This is a genomic window from Halobellus captivus, assembly GCF_007655485.1.
GTDB classification, from domain to species: domain Archaea; phylum Halobacteriota; class Halobacteria; order Halobacteriales; family Haloferacaceae; genus Haloquadratum; species Haloquadratum captivum.
This window is the reverse complement of record NZ_VJXQ01000004.1, coordinates 56,435-78,505: the sequence shown is the minus strand read 5'-3', so window position 1 is coordinate 78,505 and position 22,071 is coordinate 56,435. Positions and strand designations below refer to the sequence as shown.

Genomic DNA, 22,071 nt, shown 5'->3' with positions numbered 1-22,071 from the left:
CCGCCGCGCGTTTTTCAGTATTTCACGCCGAAATCCAGTAGTTCCGCGGGGTACTCCTCGAACAACTTGTCGGTCTCGATCCGAACCCGCTCTTTCGCCTCGCGCGCCTCTTCGAGCAGCGTTCGGAGATCGGAGACCGGCGTCTCGGAGAGGTCTACCCGGAGGTTGTGATAGAACTCCGGCTCGGGCGCGTGAACGAGAATCGCCGCGCTCATCTCGCCGCGGTCGTCGCCACCGGCACGTTCGCCCGCCTCCAGCGCGGAAACGAGTCGTTCGGCCATATCGCCCTGAGTTTCCTCGTACGCGTCGGCCGCGGCCTCGACCACTTCGGGGCCAGCAAGGAGATTTCCGGCGACAGTGTAGTGCTCGCCGACGCGAGAGCCCGCCCACTCGCTGCAGTGATCGCCCGTAAAGACGAACTCCGTTTCGGCGTCGACGCCGTGCACCTGTCGGTAGTCGGCGTGCTCGTCGGCCGCGAGAAGCGACTCGAAGGCGTCATCGACCGATTCAGCCGAATCGACCCGCGCCACGGCGTCGCGCCCGTGCTCCGTCCTCGTGAACGCCTGCGTCAGCGCGGCCGCGTTCGAACTCACGTACGGGCACGTCGCGCCGACCGAAACGGTCCCCGTGGTCACTGCTGTACCGAACGTCTCGGTTTCGGGGTCGCGTGCGGCTATCGAGAAAGTTCCAGGGGCGTAGCGCATACCGTTGCTTGTTCCCTGCACTGATTTATATTTGCCCGTCCGACTCGTGCCTCGGAAAATGGAAAGGAATAGTAATATATTTAGTAGTATAATCTATTCAAAATAGATTTGGTACATAGAAAACTGCATTCAAGCGGTTAGGGTAGTTGTTGAATACAAATATCGTCGTAGGGAGAAATTTACTGTCATTTTTAACTATATGAAAGTTGAATTATCAATAATGACGGTGTCTCCCAGGGAAATGTTCAACAACTGGAACTACCGAGTCCGATAGAGGAGATCGTATCCGTGCGCGACGTACAGGAGTTCCCCCGCGTCGAGCTGTCGACGACGCGTCGCGAGCCAATCGTCGAACTCGGACGGCTCAGCCGAAGCCGACGAAATCGCCTCCTCGACGAACCGGAGGATCTGTCCGAGGAAATACCGTTCGTCGTCCGGGTAGGAACCGTTCTGGGGACGGACGATCCAGTCCGAACTCGCCATCGCGATCAGTTCCCCCTCGCGTCGGCGGAGGAGGTCGGCCAGGTGCCGTCCCGCGTGAACGTCGCGCCCGGGGAGGTCGTCGATCGCGGCGTGGTAGGCACGCTCAACCGACTCGTCGGCCGGGTGGTCCGGTTGGAAGATCGTCCCACCGTCGAAGGTGATCGGGAGATACGCCAACCCGCCGGGGCGGAGCGCCGCCTCGATCGCGTCGATCAACAGCGGGAGCGAGACCAGATCAGCGAACGACTGCGCGACCACGAGATCGATATCGGAAATCGACGTGAGCGTCTCGATCGCCTCGCACGCCTCGAACGTGACGCGGAGATCGGAGACAGTGAAATCGCAGCCCTCTGTCGACCCACCGGCGGATCCGGAAATCGATAGCGACCGGTCAGCGGCAGTGTCGACAACCGTGTATCCAGCCCGTTCGAGCCCCATCGGGCGCACACGGCGAGCGAAGGAGACGACGGTCTCGTCGGTATCGACCCCGTGATACTCCCCAGAGTCGATCCCCCAAGCGAGCAGGCGCGGGACCGTCGCTCCGGTGCCGCATCCCACTTCGACGACGGTCGGGTTCGAGTCGAGTTCCGAACGCATTCGTTCGGTGACGCGGGGAGCGAGCGCGCGGTCGTCGACGGAGCGCTTCGACTCCAGATATCGGGCGCGAGCGTGGTTCATTGGTGATCGGACACCGGCATCACCCGTCGAGCCGTCGGGTGTGTCCGGCCCACGAGACGTCGTCCTCCCAGATTCGGACGGTCAACCCCTCCGGTGTCGGATCTGCGAGGTAGCTCTCGACGCGGTCGCCGAACAGACGGGCGAAGTGTTCGACGCTCGGATTCAACCCCTCGAACTCGGGGAGGTCGTTGAGAAGCGCGTCGCGGTATCGATCCTCCAGATCGTCGAGGATAGTCTCGACAACGTCGATATCGACCAGGTATCCGTATTCGCCCAGTACCGGGCCCTCGAAGCAGATTTCGACCGTGAAGTGGTGGCTGTGAACGTCTCCCTCCGGCCCTGGGTCGGGCACGGTGAGAAAGTGCTGAGCCATGAAGTCCCGCGTGACCGTCAGTTCGTACACGTCAGTACGCTCAGGGTCGAACATAATGAATCACTCGTAGGTGAGCAGGACTTGCAGGACGCCGTCCGCGCGTTCGTCGAGAAGACGATACGCCTCTGAGGCCTCGTCGAACGGAATCCGATGGGTGATGAGTGACGCGGCGTCCATCGCGCGGAGTTCTTCGAGCGCCACCGACGCGCGGCGGACGTTCGTCCACCGACCCCGGATCGCCGGTGCGAGGGTGCTCACCTGACTCGATTCGACCGAGATTCGGTCGCGGTGAAACGATCCGCCGAGATCGACCGTCGACGGCTTGTCACCGTACCACGACCCCACGACGACGCGACTGTCGTATCCGGCGGCCGCGACCGCGGCGTCGAGCGTCTCCGGTCGACCGGAGAGTTCGTACACCAGGTCGGCACCGGACGGTGACGAGTGATCGCGGGCGCTCGCACCGCCCGCCTCCGCGTCAAGGACATCGTCGAGCGCGTCCGGAGCGACGGCGAGGTCCGCACCCATCGCCACGGCACGGTCGCGCCGTTCCGGGATCGGTTCGACCGCGATGAGTCGGTCGAGGGGGAACGACGAGAGGATCGCGATCGTACAGAGGCCGACGACGCCCGCTCCGAACACCACGACCTCCTCGCCGATCCGCGGTCGGCCGTCGAGCACGAGCGACGTCGCCGTCTCGACCGAGGGAAACAGCGCCATCGACTCGCTGTCGACGTCTTCGGGCACCGGGATCACGTCAGCGGGCGGAATCGCGAAGTGGGTCTCGTGCGGCGTGAGCGCGAACACCGATCGGCCCACCCACTCGTCGTCGACCGCGTCACCGACCGAAACCACGTCGCCGACGGCGGCGTAGCCGTACCGAAGCGGGAACGAGAGATCGCCGTCGAGCGAATCGAGCGTCTCGTCGGCCGGGAGTTCCGTCGGCGCCTCGCCGCGGTAGATGAGCAGTTCGGTCCCGGCGCTGACGCCCGACACGCTCGTTTCGACGAGCACGTCCGTCGAGTCCATATCCACGGAGGTGGACCTGATCGCGGTTCCGTGAGGCTCGGTAAAGAACAGGGACTTCCGGTTCATCGATGGGAGAACGTGGGTAGCAGCGGAGTGTTTGAGGCGGGTTCGATGCCGATAGAAGCGTCCATCGGGGAATCGTCGGCAGCGTCTATCTGACTGCGGCAGCGCCGATACACGATATAATTGAGTGATGCGCGCTACGCTGTATTTATACTGTCGGCCGTGTTGACAACCCACACTGGTAATGCGGAGAGATGCCGGTTCGAGTAATAACTAAATATAGAAATTTGTTAAGAAGAGGGGAAGATCACCCGGTTTAGTAGCAGTGAAGTTAATAAGTCGTACTCGGCTATCTTCTCCCAATGACCGCACCGACGAAGAACGACCGGGAGCGCAACGGGGATACTTCCGGAAACGGAGAGCCGGGCGATCCGGATAGCGCGGGAAGTTCGCATCGCCCCGAGAAGCCAGCGGATCCCGTGCGTACGACCACGGAGAGGTTCGGGGTTCCGGATATGGACTGTCCGTCGTGTGCCGGAAAAGTCGAATCGAGCGTCGGCACCCTGGACGGAATCGAGTCGGTCGATCCGAACGTCCCGACTGGACGCGTCACAGTAGACTATGACGCCGCGAGAACGACGCCCGAGGCGATCGCCGAACGGATCGAATCGGCGGGGTATCGAGTGACGAACGCGTCACAGGAACGGGCCAGGCTGGACGTTCCGGATATGGACTGCGCCTCCTGTGCGGGGAAAGTCGAGAGCGCCTTGGGCCGCCTCGCGGGCGTGAGCGACTTCGAGACCCACCCTGCGACGGGAACTGTCACCGTCACGTTCGACAGCGGGGCGACGAGCGTGTCGGAGATCGTCGCGACGATCGAGGGTGCGGGCTACGACGTCACCGACAGCGGGGCGACAGATGACGAACGGGAGTCCAGCGACGGGGACGGCAGTTCGATCTGGCGGAGCGGACGGGCGATCAAGACGTGGGTCAGCGGCGTGTTCGTCGGGTTGGGCCTCGGCTTCGAGTTCGTTCTCACGGGGTCGAACGCGCAGATCGGGAGCTTCCTCGGAACCGAGTTACTCATCGCGGACGTCCTCTTTCTGCTCGCGGTCGCCAGCGGCGGACAGGCGATCCTGAGAAACGGCTACTACTCCGCACGCACGCTGAACCTCGACATCGACTTTCTGATGTCGGTCGCGATCATCGGGGCGTTGCTCGCGAGCGTCGCCTTCGGCGAGGCGCTGTACTTCGAGGCGGCGACGCTCGCGTTCCTCTTCAGCGTCGCCGAGCTGTTAGAGCGGTACTCGATGGACCGCGCCCGCGACTCCCTCAGGGAACTGATGGACCTCTCGCCGAACGAGGCCACCGTGAAGCGCCCCGATGGTTCGGAGGAAGTGGTCCCTGTCGAAGCGGTCGAGCCGGGGGACGTCGTAATAGTTCGACCGGGCGAACGACTTCCGATGGACGGGGAGGTCCTCGACGGCGAGAGCGCGGTCAATCAAGCGCCGATCACGGGCGAGAGCGTCCCGGTCGACAAGGCCGTCGGCGACGAGGTGTACGCCGGAACGATCAACGAGGGCGGCTACCTCGAAGTGCGCGTCACGGCGGGCGCGAGCGACAACACGCTGTCGCGGATCGTCGAAATGGTCGAGGACGCGCAGTCGAAGAAGACCGATCGGGAACAGTTCGTCGAGCGGTTCTCCGCCTACTACACGCCCGTTGTCGTCGCGTTCGCCGTCCTCGTGACGCTCGGAACGCCCGCCGTCTTCGGCGTCACGTGGCCGACGGCAGTCGTCTACGGGTTGACGCTCCTCGTCCTCGCGTGTCCCTGCGCGTTCGTTATTTCGACGCCGGTGTCTGTCGTGTCGGGGATCACGAGCGCGGCGAAGAACGGCGTGCTCATCAAGGGCGGAACCCACCTCGAGGCGATGGGCGCGGTCGATATCGTCGCCTTCGACAAGACCGGAACGCTCACGGGCGGCGAACTCACCGTGACGGACGTCATCGCGCTCAACGGCAACACCGATGAGGACGTCCTCCGCTGCGCCCGAGGACTCGAACAGCGGAGCGAGCATCCGATCGGCGAGGCCATCGTCGACGCCGCGGGAGCGGCGGGCATCGACGGCGAGGCGACCGGGCAGATCGAGTCATTCGAGAGCCTCACGGGAAAGGGCGTTCGAGCGACGCTCGGGGGAACGCCGCACGTCGCCGGAAAGCCCGGGCTGTTCGAGGAGCTCGGGTTCGACCTCTCGCACGTCCACGCGACGACCGACGGCGGCGTCGTGACGCGGACCGCCCGAAGCATCTGCGAGCGAAACGACTGTCTGGATCTCCTCGAAGATACCGTGCCCGCGCTGCAGGCCGAGGGGAAGACCGTCGTCCTAGTCGGAACAGCGGACGAGCTGGAGGGGGTCATCGCCGTCGCCGACGAGGTCAGGCCGGAGGCCGAGCGCGCCGTCGCGCGGTTGAAGGAACTCGGCGTGAAGCGGACGGTGATGCTGACCGGTGACAACGACCGCACCGCCCGGGCCATCGCCAAGGAGGTCGGCGTCGACGAGTACCGCGCGGAGCTGTTGCCCGACGAGAAGGTGGCGGCGATTCGCGAACTCGTCGACGAGTCCGGCGGCGGACGCGGTGACCACGGCGGCGTGGCGATGGTCGGCGACGGCATCAACGACGCGCCCGCGCTCGCGACGGCGACGGTCGGGATCGCGATGGGAACAGCGGGGACCGATACGGCGCTCGAAACGGCGGATATCGCGCTGATGGCAGACGACCTCTCGAGGCTCCCCTACCTCTACGAACTGGCGCACGACGCGAACGGCGTCATCAGACAGAACATCTGGGCGAGTTTGGGGATCAAGGCGCTGTTGGCCGTCGGCGTGCCGTTCGGCTACGTGCCGATCTGGCTGGCGGTGCTGGCCGGTGACGCGGGGATGACCGTCGGTGTGACGGGTAACGCAATGCGGCTCTCGCGGTTGCGACCGGAGTAGGGTCGAACGTGCGTCAACGGCAAGGACGCAAACCCCAAACGTATCCACAGCCTGAGTCGTTAGCAGGACGGGTCAGCGGGATGGGTCAGCAGGACGGGTCAACGCGGACCCGAAGCGGAATACCGTTCGGATCGACGACGTGAATCGCCGACTGACCGTTATCCGGATCTCCGGGATCGACGTCGGATGCGTCGATTTCGGCACCTTCGAGTCGCTCGCGGAATCGGTCGAGCGCGTCGCCGCCGGGGACAACGATCTCTACCCACGCCAGTCCGCGGCCGCCCGCCGGTGCCGACCGGCCGTTCCAGGCGTTCAGCCCGAAGTGGTGGTGATACCCGCCCGCGGAGACGAACAGCGCGGAGCCGACGTCCATCTGCACGTCGAACCCGAGCGTCTCGACGTAGAATCGGCGCGTCTCAGCGATCGAAGTAACTTCCAAGTGAACGTGGCCGAGCGTCGTCCCTTCGGGAGCCACCGGGGCGCCGTCGGACGCCGAGGCGACGTCGTCGAGATCCAGCGGGAGCGTCGGCATCTCGACGCCGCCGTCGGCCGTCCTCGGCCACTGGTCTCGGGGGCGGTCGCGGTAGATTTCGATTCCGTTCCCTTCGGGGTCCGAGAGGTACAGCGCCTCGCTCACTCGATGGTCCGAGGCGCCGTCGAGCCGCCAGTGGTCTTGAACGCGTTCGAGTGCGGCCCCCAGCGCGGTCCGTGACGGGACGAGGAACGCGTTGTGAAACAGTCCGGCCTGGTTCCGCTCGCGAGGCGGCGCGTCGGAATCGCGGTCGAGTTCGAGAAGTGGGGTGTTGTCGACGCCCAATGTCGCGCCATCGGCGCGCCGATCGAAGAGTTCCAAACCGACGACCGTCCGATAGAAGTCGATCATCGCCTCTAGATCGTCGACGCGGAGCGCGGTCCGGCCGAGACGGGTGTCAGCGGGGAGGTCCGGTGAAACTGTCGAGTCTGTCATCCAGTACACAGAAGAAGGTCTCCGAATGTGAAGCGTCTTTCGCCCCAAGCCCAACTCGGGATCAGACGGCCGCTCTCGGCTCAGATAACGTTCAGGACGACGATCGAGAGGTACAGTTGGCCGATTCCAGCGAGGACGAGGAGAACACCGGAAGCCTGCTTCATCCGCCCGGCATATCCGCCGAGCGAGCGCCAAGCGGTGACGCCTGCGTCGGAGAGCAGGGTTACGCCCAGCAACGGAACGGCGACGGTTCCGGCGTACGTCCCCAACACGAGGAGTCCGCGGCCGGGCGGCAGCGACGAGGCCTGCGCGAGGACGCCGAGAAAGAGCGGAACGACGCAGCCCGCCGCCGCGAGTGCGTAAACGGCACCGAAGACGCCGAACCCGAACAGCGACTCGGGCCGGTTCGGGAGCGGTATCGTCGGTGAGGCGCGTCCGGAGAGGACGAGCACACCGAAGACGACCAGCGCGCCGCCGATAATCGGCTCGAAAAGCGGGAGAACCGAGGTGAGGCGCTGTCCGACGGCGAACGCGAGTCCGGCGATCCCACCGAGAGCCAGGATCGCCCCCGTGGCTACCGTGAGTCCGGAAACGAGCGCCGGAGAGCTGTCGTCGCGGCCGAGGTAAAACCCGACGTAGCCGGGGAGGAGCGGGAACGCACACGGGGCGAAAAACGTCGCGATTCCGGCGCTGGCGGCGAAGACGACGGCACCGAGGAAGGCCGTTGAGCCGGTTGCTCCGAGGCTTCCGACGAACCCGAAACATCCGATGGTCCCGTCGACGAGGGAACTGATCGGGGGGTTCACGGCGCTTCGAGCACCCGGTCCAGTTCCGTCCGAAGCGTTTCGGCCGTCGAAAGCCCCGCCTGTTGCCAGCGGATCGTCCCCGACGCGTCGGCGATCGCGTGGTACGGAATCCCGCCTGCGCCGAGGGCAGCCATCAGGTCGCTGTTGGGGTCGACGCCCACGGCCCACGCACCGTGGTGGCGTCGCCACCACCCACGGATGTCACGTTCGGTGAGCGTGTCGCCGAGTCGCTCGTTCGTGATCGAAACAAACGTCACGCGGTCGCCGTATTCCTCGTAGACTGACGAGAGTTCGTCCATCTGTTCCTTACAAGGGGCACACCAGGTCGCAAAGAGGTCGATGAGCGTCGGCGATCCGGCGTTCGGGACCGTGACCTCGCCCGCGGAGGACCCGGGCGCGTCGATCGTTTCGACGCGGACCGGGAGGGACGAGGATTCGCCGAACAGGTTCGGGAAGTCGCCGCGGACGGCGAGGACACTCCCACCGGTGAGCCCGAGTCCGCCGATCGCCGTCAGGAAGTGTCGTCGGTTCATCGTGTCGGATCCTCTCGAACGTGAGGGTTAGCCGTTTCGAACGACTCGAAGGTCCTCGATGAGTCGTTCGGGATCAGGAGTGTCGGTCCGGTACGCACGCTCCACGTAGCCGTCCGCGTTCACGAGGTACGTCATCGCCGCGTGGACGAACATATACGTATCCATATCTTCGGGACGCGTTTTCTCGAACGCGACGCCGAACTCCTCCTCGACGGTCGCCTTCGCGCGGTCGACCGATTCCGGGCGCAAGAAGTGCCAGTTTCCAGCGTCGAGCGCGACGTTCATTTCCGCGGCGTAGGTTTCGAGACGCTCGCGGTCGTCGCGTTCGGGGTCGAACGTCACCGGGAAGAAGGCGACCGCGTCGGCGTACTCCTCCTCGATAGCATGCGTCTGTACGTTCCGCAGAGATTGGATCAGCACGGGACAGACGGTGTCGCAGTGGCTGAAGAAGAACGTGTAGACCGCGGGCATCTCAACGGAGCGCGTGGAGAACGAGTCCCCACTGATTGGGTCAGGAAGCGTCACGTCCGGAACGCGCTGCCCCCACGCGGGGTAGGGGAGTTCGTCGCTCGCGTAGTCGCGGTCGGGCTCGTCGAGAACGACGTGGGGGTTGGAGTCACCGAGGCCGAGACAGCCCGCGGTGCCGACAACGCCCGCGGCCGAGACAGCCCGAAGAACGGTCCGTCGTTGCATACTGGTTGTATTGTATCAGGGTCACACGGCTATAAGCGACGTGGCCAGTTCTCGGTTGGTGAGAACCGCCGACAGATGGCTGTCGTATCGTTTGCAAATCCTCGCTCGCGCGATCGCACGGGGCGGGGGATCGACTGAGCACTTAGTTGCAGACGCTACGATAGTGATCGGAGAACAGTCAGTATTACTCACACCGCAGATGGACCGTAGCCGAGTTCGTCGTGACGACACTCAATTGGAAACGTACCCGAGTGTGTGAGTCGTCGGGGAATTTATCAGCGTTTCGCGCCACGAAACGGGTATGAGCCCACAGCGACACGCAGATTTGGACCGATTGCTCGAAACGGGGATCATCGGTGTCCTCCGCGGCGTCCCGGCGGCACAGACCGTCGACGTTGCGGACGCCCTCGTCGCGGGCGGCGTCGACGTGATCGAGGTGACCGCGGACACCGACGGCGCGCTCGACACGGTTTCGCGGTTGCGCGAGCGGTTCGACCGCTCCGAGGCCCTCATCGGGGCGGGAACCGTCCTCGACGCCGATACCGCGGGCGCGGCGCTCCGCGCGGGCGCGTCGTTCGTCGTCACCCCAAATTTCGACGAAGCGGTGGTCCGCACGTGCAACCGATACGGGGCCGTCGTCGCACCGGGAGTGATGACTCCGACGGAGGCCGTCACCGCCTACGAGGCGGGCGCTGACGTCCTGAAAGTATTCCCCGCGTCATCACTCGGCCCCGGACACGTCCGGAGCCTGAAGGGACCGCTCGAACACCTGCCGCTGATCCCGACGGGTGGCGTCTCGCTGGACAACGTCGAGGCGTTCCTCGAAGCCGGTGCCGACGCGGTGGGCGTCGGTGGGGGACTCGTCGACGCCGACGCCGTTGCCGACGAGGACTACGACGCGCTGACCGAGCGCGCCGCCGCGTTCCGAGACGTGATCGACGAAAGATAAATCAGGTTTCGAACAAAATTCGAGTTGCAATCGGGTTTGAGACTTACTGACGTCTTGGGGTAGCTCGATACGCCGTTCTACGGGAAATGTTCACTTAGTGACCACCGGCAGAATGCACAACGAGCCGATCAGTTTGGTACCGGTCAACGTGCCAATCGAATGTGTGGTCAGATGCACAGCACCGTACCGTTTCAGTCAGTCGTCCCGAGAGCTTCACCCAGCGTGATCGTCTGGGCGTCTCTCTGTTAGTCAGATCGAGCCGGAGAGACAACTCCAATACCGTACGGGAACCTACATCATTATCCTGAGGAAAACGGCGCATTCAGCAAACTTATGCGACGTACTCGCCGATCGACTACTAAGATGGCACACTCGACCCGTCAGCCGACGATCGACGAGTTCCCCGATCCCGCGGCTGCGGACCACGTTACGCACAATCCCTCGTTCGCCGATCTCAGAGCGTATTCCGCGCATCTCGAGACCACGACGGAATTCGGGGCCCCATCGTACGTGAGCGAGTACCGCTCTCGGAGCTCGGATCGAACCGCGAACGCGGTCGATACGGCGTTCGACGAGGCGGATCTCAGGTCGTTCGAGGAGGCCCTGGAGTGGGTAAACGATCCCGCCAACGACGTGCTCTGCGTCGATCGAGTGGTGGGTCGACACGAGGAAGTCTCGGCGGTGTGCCGGTCGGATCGCGCTCGCGTGGGCGAAGCTCCTCGATCCCGCAGGCGGCGCCGAACCCGATTTCGTCACCGTCCAGCTTCCGGACGCCACCGAGGAGCCGCGAATCCGTATCCTTCCGGAAGCGGGACTGACTGCCGTCCTCGGCAGCGATTACACCGGGGAGGCGAAGAAGTCGTTCCTCCGCCTGTTTATGCACCGCGCGAAGCGAGCGGGCGGCCTCGGCCTTCACGCGGGAAGCAAGCGGGTCACGCTCGATGACAGTGAGGGGCGACGCGAGGTCGGACAACTCTTCTTGGGCCTCTCCGGAACCGGGAAGTCGACCCTGACCAGTCACGGGCTGTGGTTGCACGGACGGGAGCACGCGGAGATGCTCCAAGACGACGTGTGCGCGCTGCTTCCCTCAGGTACCGTCGCGGGCAGCGAGGGTGGCGGCCTCTACATCAAGACGCTCGGGTTGGACGCTGACGAACAACCCGAACTGTACGACGCCGCGACCGACGAGGGGGCCGTACTCGAAAACGTCGACGTCGACGGCGGGCCAACCCCGTCGTCTGCAAGCGACACGACGTCCCGCCCCATCGAGGGCGACGGAACGGTCCACTTCGACGAACCGCGCTACGGGAGAAATGCGCGGGCGGTGATCCGCCGGGCGCACCTAGAGAGCTCCGCCGAAGAGATCGACCTGCCGCGGGTCGATCAGGTGTTTTTCATCACCCGAAACCCGCTGATGCCGCCGATCGCGAAACTCACGAAGACGCAGGCGGCGGCGGCGTTCATGCTCGGAGAGTCCATCGAGACGAGCGCGGGCGATCCCTCCCGCATCGGCGAGTCCATCCGGGTCGTCGGAACGAACCCGTTCATCGTCGGCTCCGAGGGCGAAGAGGGGAACCGCTTCCGCGACCTGATCGACGACCTGGACGTCGATTGCTTCATCATCAACACCGGGGCCGTCGGCACGGACGACCCGGTGGACGTCGGCGTCGAGGAGACCGTCGCCGTCCTCGAAGGAACCGCGCGCGGCAGCATCGAGTGGACACACGACGACGACCTCGGGCTGGCGGTCCCCGCGAACGTTCCCGGCATCGACATCGATCGGTTCGCGGTCGCGGCGCACGTCGACGACTTCGAGGACGCTCACGAGTCGCTCCGCGCCGAACGCCGCGCCTACCTCGCGGCGTTCACCAATCTCGACGGTGAAATCGTAGACGCCGCCTACTGAGACGTCGGCGGAACGCGCGATGCGAGGCAGTAAGGTCCGCATTTTTCCTCGACAGTCCCGTTTCTCGTCCGACGTGGCGAAGATATCACACCGTGCGGCGCAAAGAAAATAATTAACCGCGGCGACGGAGAGTCAACGAGACGATGGTCCTCGGTGGTCTCTTACCGGATACTCCGCTCATTCAGGTGTTCCTTATCGTGATCGCGACCGGCGTCATCTGGTTCGGCAGCGGATGGCTCGAGAGCTCAGCCGAGCACCTCTCGGCGTATTACGGCCTGCCACCGGTCGTTCAGGGCTCGATCGTCGTCGCGATCGGGTCCAGCTTTCCCGAACTGGCGAGCGTCGTGTTCACCGCGCTCGCGGGCACGTTCAATATGGGGATCGGAGCGATCGTCGGGTCCGCAATTTTCAACATTCTCGTGATTCCGGCGCTCTCCGGTCTCACGTCCGATGGGCACCTCGAAACGGACCGCACTGTCGTGTACAAGGAAGCGCAGTTCTACATGCTCGCCGTGTCTGCGCTGGTCATCACGTTCGCGCTGGCGGTGATTTATGCCCCGGACCCGGAGATTCCGGAGCTGAGCGGACAGCTGACTCGCCCGTTGGCGCTGCTTCCACTCCTGTTGTACGGGCTGTATCTCTTCATTCAGTGGCAGGACGTGAGCGATCACGACGCGGACGACGCCCCCGAGGGGATCGCCGTGGGCCGCGAGTGGATGCGACTCGCGGGCGGCTTACTGCTCATCTTACTCGCCGTAGAGCAACTGGTGGGAAGCGTCGACTCCCTCGGGCAGACGTTCGGCGTCCCCGAGTTCCTCGCCGGTGTCACGATCATCGCCGCGGCGACCAGCCTGCCGGATTTACTCGTCAGCGTTCGTTCCGCCTCGTCGGGTAACGACATCACGAGCCTCGGCAACGTGTTCGGATCGAACACGTTCGATCTGTTAGTCGCGATTCCGATCGGCGTGTTGATCGCGGGCAGTATGCCGGTGAACTTCGCCGTCGCCGCCCCGATGTTCGGCGTGCTCACCTTCGCCACCGTACTCCTCTTTACGGTCCTTCGGACTGATCTGGTTATCACGAACTCGGAGGCCTACGCGCTGCTCTTCACGTACGGCCTGTTCGTCGTGTGGATCGTCTCTGAAGCCCTCGGAATGACCCAGTTCATCAAAGGAGCGTAGTCGTCCCTTCCGGCAGGCGAGCAGGGTCTCCGATTCGGACCAGTTACTGACCGTCCCTCACCGATGGTTGTGGTAAGTTTCGGTTTTTATTCACCGTCCATTGGATAACAAAGAGGCTTCACCGTCGCGTCGATGTATGGATCGCAGCGCCTTGCAGGAAGGCCTCCCTCTCGTGTTCGTACTGACAATGTTCGTCGTATTGGGCGGCGCGGTCGTCGCGGTCAGTGAGTTCATCGACGACGATCAGTCACCAGAGTCGATCCTCGCCGACCCGAACCTCGACGAGCGGGACCTGAATGCACTCGCCGGTGAGGAGGGACAGGTCGCTGAACCGGATCAAGTCGCCGAACTCAGCGGGGAGAGCGGTCTGCACGGGGTCAATACGACGTTCGATGGGACTAATCCGAACGGGTCTGCGGGCTACGACGTCGCAACGGGTGACGTCGATGGCGACGGGGTCCGAGACGTTCTCATCACGGCACCGGCCGCGGCGAACGAATCGGATCCGCAGCGAGCCAACGTAACGGAGGAGTCGGGGGAGCTCTACCTGTTTTACGGACCGATCGAATCGACCGCTCTCGACACCGACGAGGCGGACGTGACGTTCATCGAGAGCGGCAATGACGGCACCGGGTGGTCGGTCGCCATCGGGGATCTGACCGGCAATGGCGACCGCGGGTCCGACATCGTCGTCGGCGCGCCGTTCACCGACGAGGGGAACGGTAGGAACGCCGGAGCGGTGTACGTGGTCCGCGGTTCCGACATCAACTCCGGACAGGTCGACCTATCGACCGACTCACATACGACTTACTACGGCGTTGACGAAGCGGATCGGGCGGGACACGCGGTCGCGACGATCTCGAAAAGCCGCCGCGGGGCGAGCAGTTTGGGAGCGAGTGCAGCGTCGAGAACCAGTGGAAGCCAAGCAACTGACGCGCTGCTCATCGGCGCGCCGTACGCCGACCCGAAGGGTGAGGAGACCGGCGCCGTGTATCTGGTAGAATCGACAGTTTCGGGCGAGCACAGCGTCGACGACGCTGCCGCCGTGACCTACGCTGGCGCGTCCGCAGACGACGGGGCCGGATGGGCCGTAGACGCCGCCGACGTCACCGGCGACGGGACCGAAGAAGTACTCGTCGGCGCGCCGTTTACCGACAGCAACGGGTCCGAGTCGGGAGCGGCGTACGTGCTCTCGTCGACGCCGCACGATTCGGATTGGTCGGATGCGAGTCGCGACGGGGGTCGCGCGTCCGGTGACGTCGTCGACGTCGATACCGGCCTCACGCTCGAAGGCGTTGACGCGGGAGATCACGCTGGCTTCGCGGTGACTGCCGCAGGGCGCGCGCTGAAAGGCTCCGACGACGCGCGCGATGGATACGGCACCGACATCGCGGTCGGTGCGCCGTTCAGTGACGCCGCTGAATCCAACGCTGGAGCGGTCTACGTCCTCAATCCCGAGAAGCCAAAAGGGCAGCAGTCACTGGCGGACGTTGACGCGATGCTGACCGGCGAGAGCGAGGGCGACGCACTGGGTTGGAGCGTCGCTGGCGACACTGAACTCCGTTGTACCGGTCACGATGATCTCGTGGTCGGCGCACCGCTGAGCGGGGACAACGTCGCCGAATCCGGTGCGGCCTACGTCGTCCCCGGCGGCCTGGATGGCGAACGACAACTGGACGAGGAGGACGTTCGACTCAACGGTGCGGCGGCGTTCGACCGCACCGGGTGGTCAGTCGCGAGCGTCACCGACGTGACGGGGGACGACGCGAGTGACGTCCTCGTCGGCGCACCGTTCGCCGACAACGCGTCGACGAACGGCGGTGCGGTGTATCTGATCGGCGGGAGCTGTGTGACTGCGGACGACAAAAAGCCGGACTCGGACGACGGAACCGGGGCCGACAGACCGGATCGACACGGGCGAGACGACAAGGACGAGAAAGATGATAGAGACAGAGATCGGGGTGACAGAGATCGGGATCGCGACGGTCGCCACGGTGACAGAGATCGGGATCGCGACGACCGAAACCGTGAACGAGACGATCGGAATCGAGATGGCAGAGACCGCGACGGCACTGACACGCCCACGGACGAGCCCGTAACCGAACCTCCGGACAACAACACGACGCCGACCGACACGCCCACGTCGCCGGGGTCTCCGACACCAACCGACGGTGCCCGGGCCATCGACTCGTGTACGGTCATCGATGAGCCCGGAAGGTACGCGCTGACGTCTGACGTCCAAAATGGAAGCGGTGACGTCTGCCTGCGTATCAGTTCGAGCGACGTTGTGCTCACTGGAGGCGATCATCTGATCGGCGGACAGGGCGCGGACGGTAGCACCGGTCTCCAGGTGTACGACCCGGCCCGATCGGAAATCGAGAACGTCACCGTACGCGACCTGCGAGTCGAAAACTGGGGGACCGGCATCGAACTCGGGAATTTCCAGGACACCCATTCGGTGACGGTGGAACTCGTCGACGTCGCGTCGAACGAAAACCAGTATGATGGAATCTTTCTCGTGGAAGCCTCCGGGTCGGAACTCGAATCGGTGACGGCTAACGGGAACGGAAACAGCGGAATTACGCTCTGGGAGACGAGTGACGTGCGTTTCCGAGAAATCAGTGTCAGCGACAACCAACAGTTCGGGCTGTATCTGTGGGACCTCGTTGGCGACAGCGAATTCAGCCGCGTGACGGCCACGGATAACGGTCGAAACGGTGTTCATATGGGAACGGACGTGTTCCGCAACACGATCACCGAATCCACCGTCGAAAACAACGGAGAGCACGGGATCAGATTCGCCGATGACAGCAGCTCGAACACCGTCCGAGACACCACCGTCGAAGGAAACGGGGACGCGGGCATTCGGATTTCCAGCGGCGGGAACGAATTACAGCGCGTAAGCGCCCGGGACAACGACGGCTTGGAACTCGACGCGCGGGGCGGGTTCAGAGAGCCGTCAGTGACCGCTACGCAACTCGAAATCGGAGATAACGCGGAGTTCGACTTCACCGACGAGGCAGTAGCAATCGAAACTGTCGAACAAGGGTCTCTCCCCGCGCTCCCAGACGACGCGCAAGCCGTGGGTGACGGAGTCGAAATCGTCAACGTCGGAAGCGCGAACGTGAGTCTCGGATACGACCAGTCGGCTGTCAGCGGCGACGAGGTCGAACTGTGGCGCTACGACGGATCTCAGTGGCAATCCGAGGGTGCCTTCGAGGCGACGGGCGGTGAAATCAGTACCGAACTAACTGTAGATGGAATCTACGCCCCCGTCGAGGTGGATGACGGCGATTCGATCACCACAAGCGGAGAGCCAGCAACCACGTCGACGACAACGGCAACCACCGCGGAACCGTCGACGCCGACGACAACGACAACCACCGCGGAAGCCACATCCACGACGGAAGAGCCAACATCTGAGCCGACATCGGAGCCGACCGAAGAACCAACTGAAGAACCAACTGAAGAACCAACTGAAGAACCGACCGAAGAACAGTCGGTCGCCGAAGCGTCCGCTCCGGTGACGGAAGTGGAAATACAGGCGGAGGTTACGACCGAATCACCGTCAATCACGGAAGAGGAATCAACAACGGAACTATCGACTGCTGTGACATCGACGGTATCCGAAGAATCCACCACGACTTCAACACAGACTCCTGAAGAAGCAGATACAGAGACCGAGTCGAGGGAGTCGGAGACAGAAGAACCTGAAACAGAAGAACCTGAACTTGAGACAGACGATTCACCGGATAACGATGACGACGAATCAGATGCTGACCAATCCGATGACGACGATGACGAGTCGGATGAAGACGATGATGACGAGTCAGATGACGACGACTAGGGATACGACGGAACCATCGGAAGACGGGAGCTCCTCACCCTCGGTGCGTGAGATATATACACGGTCCTGCATAAACGGCGGCATACTTACACAAGACTTTTACTCATTTCGTGTAATATTCCGGATACGGTCGCGGACGAATGCAGGCGGGCGCCCGGGTAGGGGTACACGAGCGAACGTCGCCATTCGTCCGATGGACATTTTTCGGAACTACCGTCCGAGCGACGCCTCCGACCAGGTCGGGGTCGAACCGGGTACGGTAGCGCGGTAGCGCCTCGTTACCGCTCCGAGCACACTCGACCGCGACAACGACCGCTTACGAGACGAGTGCCACGTACACGATCACGTAGCCGAGCAGCGCAATCGTCGTTCCCGCCAGTGCGATCGCGACGAACGCGAGGTCCGGTCGGAACGCCCGCGGGTCGAAGTCGGGACTCCGAAACACCGCGTGAACGGGCGGGAGAGAGCGGTACCACGAGAGCACGCCGCAAACAGTGCCGACGGCGAGAATCGAGAACACGAAGTGATACGAGACCTCGAGTGTCGGGGGCACGAGCACCACTGCCGCCGCCCCGTACGCCGCGCCCAGGACAACGGAGCGATCCGAAAACAACCACAGAGAGTGGTCAGTCAGTCGAACGACGGCCAACAGCGCGATCCAGACGACCGCGAGTTCCAACGCGAACGCGCTCAGGAGATTGATCGTCGGATCCGGATGTAGGACGACTCGACCATCGAACACCGTCAACTGCAGCGGGTACAACAGGCGCGGGGGTTCGCCGGTGACGAGATCGCCCCACGGATGCGTGAAAAGCCCCGCGGTCGCCGAAAAACCAATCGTACGCGGCGACAGCGACGTCCTCCGCGCGGCGAACGCTGCGAGTACCGCACCAGCGATTACGAACGCACCCATCACGAGCGTTCCGAGCGGGCCGCTGACGACCGTCGACACGGCCACCAGAGATACCAAGAGAAGCACCGCGGCAGTTCGAGCGAGCCACGTACGCCGGGACGGGGCACGCCGAACCGCCCAAAGCCCGAAGGCGGGGCCAGCAATCCCGGCGATGACGAGCGAGTGCGTCATCGACCGGTGGACTTCGTTCGCGGCGCTCCAGAACACCTCCGGATCCACCGCGCCGCCAGTGATGAACTGCCCGCCGTCAATCGCAGCCAGCGCGTAGACGACGTCGACGTCTGGCAGCGCCGCGAACGCTCCCGTAACGACGCCGAGCGTGAGCGCCCGTTGAACGGGCCAGTCGCGCCACTCCGCAAACAGCACAGCGAGCGCGAACGCGAAGAGGGCGTGACCGAGGAACACGTAATAAAGGCTGCACTCACCGGACATAAGCATCTCGGCGGAGTGATAGCAGGGGACACGCGCTCACTCATCGGAACGGAGTGTGGCGATTAAGAACCGGCGTGGGATAGATTCCAGGTGCAGTCGACGGAGGAGCCGGAACTGTATCGATGAGACAGACGGAACCGGACGACATCAGACACTAAGTGTCGACGGTCCGAACCCGATCACAATGGCGACACCAGCCGAGGTTCGGAAGTCCACACCGGTCTTCGAGGAGGCGAGATATCTGAACACCGGGGCGAGCGGGCCGAGCCCGCGACCGGTGGTCGAGCGTGCCCAGGAGACGATCGAACGGCACGAGTGGGAATCAGCCGCCGATCCGGGACCCTATCCGTACGCCTTCGGCGTCTACGAGGACGCCCGCGCCGATGCCGCCTCGTTCATCGGAGCCGAGGCCCACGAAATCGCGCTGACCCAGAGCACGACTGACGGGATCAACCGCATCGCCGGGGCGATGGAGTGGGAATCGGGAGACGTGATCGTCCGGACCGACCTCGAACACCCCGCCGGGATTCTTCCCTGGGAGCGGCTCGAACGCCGGGGCTGTGAGGTCCGAATCGCGCGGACGACCGACGGGAGAATCGACCGCGACGCCTATCGCGACGCCGTCGCCGACGCGAAGCTCGTCTGTCTCAGCGCGTTGACGTGGAACTACGGGACGCACTTGCCCGTCGAAGAACTGGTGGCGGACGCCCACGACGCCGGGGCGCGCGTGCTTGTCGACGCCGTGCAGGTACCGGGGCAGTGCGACGTTGACGTGGGCGAGTGGGGCGCGGACGCCGTCGCGATGGCGAGTCACAAGTGGATGCTCGGCCTCTGGGGCGGCGGCTTCCTCTACGTGAACGAGGACGTCGTCGAGGAGCTCCATCCCGGCCAGATCGGCTATCGGAGCGTCGAGGAGTCAGGTGCGGAGGAGTACGAACTGAAGGACGGCGCGGCCCGCTTCGAGATCGGAACGACGAACCCCGCGCCGTACGCGGCGCTGTCGGAATCGATCGACATTCTCGAATCGGTCGGCCTCGACACGATAGAGGCCCATATCGACGACCTCGCGCGGCGGTTCGTCGACGGCGTCCCCGAAGGGCGGCTCGTGAGCCCGCACCAGCCCGAATCCGGGCTTGTCACCGTCCGCGTCGACGACCCGGATGCGACCGTCGAGCGGCTCCGCGAGGAGTACGACGTGATCGTTCGATCGCTTCCGGCCCCCGAGGGCGCAGTCCGGGCCTCGCTGCACGTCTACAACAACGAATCGGACGTCGAACGGCTGCTGGAGGGGTTGACTGAGATCGGCTGGTAGGCGGAAAAACTGATTCCCGTGTGACTGTCGCAGTTAGTGTGGCGAATTGGACCTTCGTGACCGGCGGAGCGCGAGGGGGTCGATTACCTCTCAGGCGGGGACGTGTCCAATTCTTCGAACAGGCCGCGAACGCGACGTTCGATCTCGTCGCGGATTCGGGCGACAGCCGATGAGGATTCCCCGTCGGGATCGTCAAGGCCCCAGTCGCAGTTCTCACCCGCCCAGCCAGCTGGACAGACGTCTTCGGCCGAACAGCCCATCGTGATGACGTAATCGCTCGACCGGATTTCCTCGAAGGTGATCTCCCGAGGCGTTCGCCCCGAGACGTCGATGCCCACGTCGGCCATCGCGTCGACGACCTCCTCGTGAACGTGATCCGTCGGTCGCGTCCCGCCGGTGAGTAGCTCGATATCGTCCGCCAAGCCGCGCTGCTCCAACTCGCGCTGTGCGAAGGCATACGCCATCTGCGAGCGTCCCGCGTTCTGCACGCAGACGAACGCGATGCGCGTGGGAGTCGAATCGGGGTGATCGGACGAGGCAGGTCGAGCAGACGAGGGTTCGGCGGTGGGGCCTGTGTTGTGAGCCATCGGTGAATTGGGGTCAGTCGTTTTCGGGGATCGCTTCCGCGGCGGTCGAATCGAGCGCGCCGGTCTCGAAGCCGCGCCAGTCGAATCTACGCTGGAAGTACAGCGCGACGTTGACGAGCGCGAGCAAGACGGGAACCTCGATGAGCGGGCCGACGACGGTCGCGAAGGCGACGCCGGAGCCGACGCCGAACACGGCGACGCTGACGGCGATCGCGAGCTCGAAGTTGTTCGATGCCGCGGTGAATCCGATCGCCGTCGTCGTCGAGTAGTCAGCGCCGATCTCGCGGCCCATCCAGAAGCTCACGAGGAACATCACGACGAAGTAGATCGTCAGCGGGACGGCAATGAGGAGAACGTCGCCCGGCGAGGCCACGATCGTTCCCCCCTGGGTCGCGAACATCACGATCACCGTGAAGAGGAGCGCGACGAGCGTGAGCGGTTCGATCTTCGGCACGAACCGCTCGTCGTACCACTCGCGACCCTTCGCACGCGTCCCGACGTAGCGGGTGAGGAACCCGCCCGCGAACGGGATCCCGAGGAAGATCACGATCGCCTCGACTACCTGCATCGGCGTGATATCGAAGGCCGTGATCCCGGCGGCGAGCGACTCCATTCCGAGAAGCGGCGGGAGGAAGAGCGCGAAGAACCAGACGTACACGCCGTAGGTGACGATCTGAAAGAGGCTGTTGAACGCGACGAGTCCGGTCACGTACTCGGTCGACCCCTCGGCCAACTCGTTCCAGACGAGCACCATCGCGATGCAGCGCGCCATCCCGATGAAGACGAGCCCGAGAAAGTACTCCGGACGCGCCGGGAGTCCGGGAACGAGACCGCTGAAGAAGATCACGGCCAGCCCGAACATCAGCGTGGGGCCGATGAGCCAGTTCTGGATGAGACTCAGTCCGAGCACCCGCCAGTTCCGAAAGACGGTCCGCAACTGCGAGTAATCGGCTTTCGCGAGCGGCGGGTACATCATCAACACGAGGCCGATCTCGACGAGGTGGAGGTTCTGAATCGGTCGGGTGACCGTGGGAGCGACGTAACCGAGCCCGACACCGACGGCCATCGCACCGAAGATCCAGACGGTGAGGTACTTATCGAGCACGTCCATCGACCGCGGATCGCCGCAGGACTCGCAGTCGCAGTCCGGTCCGTGGTCGCGGGCCGCGGCGCTCATTCGCATCCACATCCCGCGTTCGCGTCCCTCGACGACGCGGGCGGACGTTCAGCCGCTGACGGTCCGAGCCCGTCGAGGAGCGTAACCAACGAGACGGCGACGTTCGAGGCGCGGTACTTCCGCCAACGACCGTCCTTGCGACGGATCACTACGCCCGCGTCGGTGAGCGTCCCGAGCGCGTGGCTGATCGCACTCTCGCTGGCGTCGACCATCGCGTTCAGTTCGCAGACGCATAACTCCTCTTCGGCCGCCACGAGGAGCCGAACGAGTTTGTACCGCGTCTCGTTCGACAGCGCGGAGAGCACGTCGAGATCCGCCCCAATTTGCTCGTCGGAGAGTACGGATTCGAGCGCGTCCAGTTCGTCGAGCCGTCGGTCGACGTCCTCGGATCGGCAGTCGACGAGTTCGTCTTCGAGATAGCGTTGCAGTCGACGAGTCGCGGTTGACATCGGTTTCAATTGAATGGATTCTAAAGTAAGTGTTTCGAGAGGCTCCTGATAGA

General features: G+C 64.0%; 17 protein-coding genes and 1 pseudogene. 6 read left to right on the top strand and 12 right to left on the bottom strand.

Going from position 1 to position 22,071, the window contains the following annotated elements; all coding sequences use genetic code 11:
- Positions 1–14: 14 nt before the first annotated feature.
- The 4 genes from FJT57_RS11780 to FJT57_RS11765 form a co-directional block, all read right to left on the bottom strand.
- A complete protein-coding gene (locus FJT57_RS11780; protein WP_144905461.1) occupies positions 15–704 on the bottom strand; it encodes a DUF1028 domain-containing protein in 690 nt (229 codons plus the stop codon).
- A 258-nt stretch (positions 705–962) separates the two neighbouring features.
- A complete protein-coding gene (locus FJT57_RS11775) occupies positions 963–1,865 on the bottom strand; it encodes a class I SAM-dependent methyltransferase (RefSeq protein ID WP_144905459.1) in 903 nt (300 codons plus the stop codon).
- A 19-nt stretch (positions 1,866–1,884) separates the two neighbouring features.
- Complete coding sequence (locus tag FJT57_RS11770; protein ID WP_144905457.1) at positions 1,885–2,292, bottom strand: 6-carboxytetrahydropterin synthase; 408 nt, start codon at positions 2,290–2,292, stop codon at positions 1,885–1,887.
- Between the two features lie 6 nt (positions 2,293–2,298).
- Positions 2,299–3,333: a zinc-dependent alcohol dehydrogenase gene (locus tag FJT57_RS11765; protein ID WP_144905455.1), complete on the bottom strand. Its 1,035-nt coding sequence runs from the start codon at positions 3,331–3,333 to the stop codon at positions 2,299–2,301.
- A 299-nt stretch (positions 3,334–3,632) separates the two neighbouring features.
- Between FJT57_RS11765 and FJT57_RS11760 the strand changes: the two genes are divergently transcribed.
- Positions 3,633–6,266, top strand: a complete 2,634-nt coding sequence (locus FJT57_RS11760; protein ID WP_144905452.1) for a heavy metal translocating P-type ATPase — start codon at positions 3,633–3,635, stop codon at positions 6,264–6,266.
- A gap of 85 nt (positions 6,267–6,351) precedes the next feature.
- Here FJT57_RS11760 and FJT57_RS11755 read toward each other — a convergent pair whose 3' ends face one another.
- From FJT57_RS11755 to FJT57_RS11740, 4 genes are all read right to left on the bottom strand, one after another.
- The gene (locus FJT57_RS11755; RefSeq protein WP_144905450.1) at positions 6,352–7,233 is read right to left on the bottom strand and encodes a VOC family protein; all 882 of its coding nucleotides are present in this window, start codon (positions 7,231–7,233) and stop codon (positions 6,352–6,354) included.
- An 80-nt stretch (positions 7,234–7,313) separates the two neighbouring features.
- Entirely contained in the window at positions 7,314–8,003 is a 690-nt protein-coding gene (locus tag FJT57_RS11750; RefSeq protein WP_144905813.1) for a cytochrome c biogenesis protein CcdA, read from the bottom strand.
- A gap of 32 nt (positions 8,004–8,035) precedes the next feature.
- Positions 8,036–8,572 carry a TlpA family protein disulfide reductase gene (locus FJT57_RS11745; protein WP_144905448.1) on the bottom strand — a complete coding sequence of 179 codons (537 nt, stop codon included), beginning with the start codon at positions 8,570–8,572 and terminating at the stop codon, positions 8,036–8,038.
- A 27-nt stretch (positions 8,573–8,599) separates the two neighbouring features.
- Complete coding sequence (locus FJT57_RS11740; RefSeq protein WP_144905446.1) at positions 8,600–9,265, bottom strand: SCO family protein; 666 nt, start codon at positions 9,263–9,265, stop codon at positions 8,600–8,602.
- A gap of 301 nt (positions 9,266–9,566) precedes the next feature.
- Here FJT57_RS11740 and FJT57_RS11735 point away from each other — a divergent pair, with 301 nt between their 5' ends.
- The 4 genes and pseudogenes from FJT57_RS11735 (at position 9,567) to FJT57_RS11720 (ending at position 17,148) form a co-directional block, all read left to right on the top strand.
- Complete coding sequence (locus FJT57_RS11735; RefSeq protein ID WP_144905444.1) at positions 9,567–10,214, top strand: bifunctional 4-hydroxy-2-oxoglutarate aldolase/2-dehydro-3-deoxy-phosphogluconate aldolase; 648 nt, start codon at positions 9,567–9,569, stop codon at positions 10,212–10,214.
- A gap of 363 nt (positions 10,215–10,577) precedes the next feature.
- Positions 10,578–12,120, top strand: a pseudogene (locus FJT57_RS11730) (phosphoenolpyruvate carboxykinase (ATP)).
- 143 nt (positions 12,121–12,263) lie between these two features.
- Positions 12,264–13,301 (top strand): sodium:calcium antiporter, encoded by a 1,038-nt coding sequence (locus FJT57_RS11725; protein WP_144905442.1) that lies wholly within the window; start codon positions 12,264–12,266, stop codon positions 13,299–13,301.
- A gap of 136 nt (positions 13,302–13,437) precedes the next feature.
- A complete protein-coding gene (locus tag FJT57_RS11720; protein ID WP_144905440.1) occupies positions 13,438–17,148 on the top strand; it encodes a right-handed parallel beta-helix repeat-containing protein in 3,711 nt (1,236 codons plus the stop codon).
- A 316-nt stretch (positions 17,149–17,464) separates the two neighbouring features.
- Here the strand turns inward: FJT57_RS11720 and FJT57_RS11715 are convergent, their stop codons facing one another.
- Complete coding sequence (locus FJT57_RS11715) at positions 17,465–18,466, bottom strand: metal-dependent hydrolase (protein ID WP_144905811.1); 1,002 nt, start codon at positions 18,464–18,466, stop codon at positions 17,465–17,467.
- Between the two features lie 211 nt (positions 18,467–18,677).
- Between FJT57_RS11715 and FJT57_RS11710 the strand changes: the two genes are divergently transcribed.
- On the top strand, positions 18,678–19,805 hold the full coding sequence (locus FJT57_RS11710) for an aminotransferase class V-fold PLP-dependent enzyme (protein WP_144905438.1): 1,128 nt from the start codon (positions 18,678–18,680) through the stop codon (positions 19,803–19,805).
- An 83-nt stretch (positions 19,806–19,888) separates the two neighbouring features.
- Here the strand turns inward: FJT57_RS11710 and FJT57_RS11705 are convergent, their stop codons facing one another.
- Genes FJT57_RS11705 through FJT57_RS11695 form a run of 3 tightly spaced genes read right to left on the bottom strand, consistent with a single transcriptional unit; the run spans position 19,889 to position 22,018 of the window.
- Positions 19,889–20,392 carry an arsenate reductase/protein-tyrosine-phosphatase family protein gene (locus tag FJT57_RS11705; RefSeq protein ID WP_144905436.1) on the bottom strand — a complete coding sequence of 168 codons (504 nt, stop codon included), beginning with the start codon at positions 20,390–20,392 and terminating at the stop codon, positions 19,889–19,891.
- 13 nt (positions 20,393–20,405) lie between these two features.
- Positions 20,406–21,569, bottom strand: coding sequence for an ACR3 family arsenite efflux transporter (gene arsB, locus FJT57_RS11700; protein WP_144905433.1), 1,164 nt, complete (start codon positions 21,567–21,569; stop codon positions 20,406–20,408).
- Positions 21,566–22,018 carry an ArsR/SmtB family transcription factor gene (locus FJT57_RS11695; RefSeq protein WP_144905431.1) on the bottom strand — a complete coding sequence of 151 codons (453 nt, stop codon included), beginning with the start codon at positions 22,016–22,018 and terminating at the stop codon, positions 21,566–21,568. Before FJT57_RS11695 ends, arsB begins: the two co-directional genes overlap by 4 nt.
- Positions 22,019–22,071: the final 53 nt, after the last annotated feature.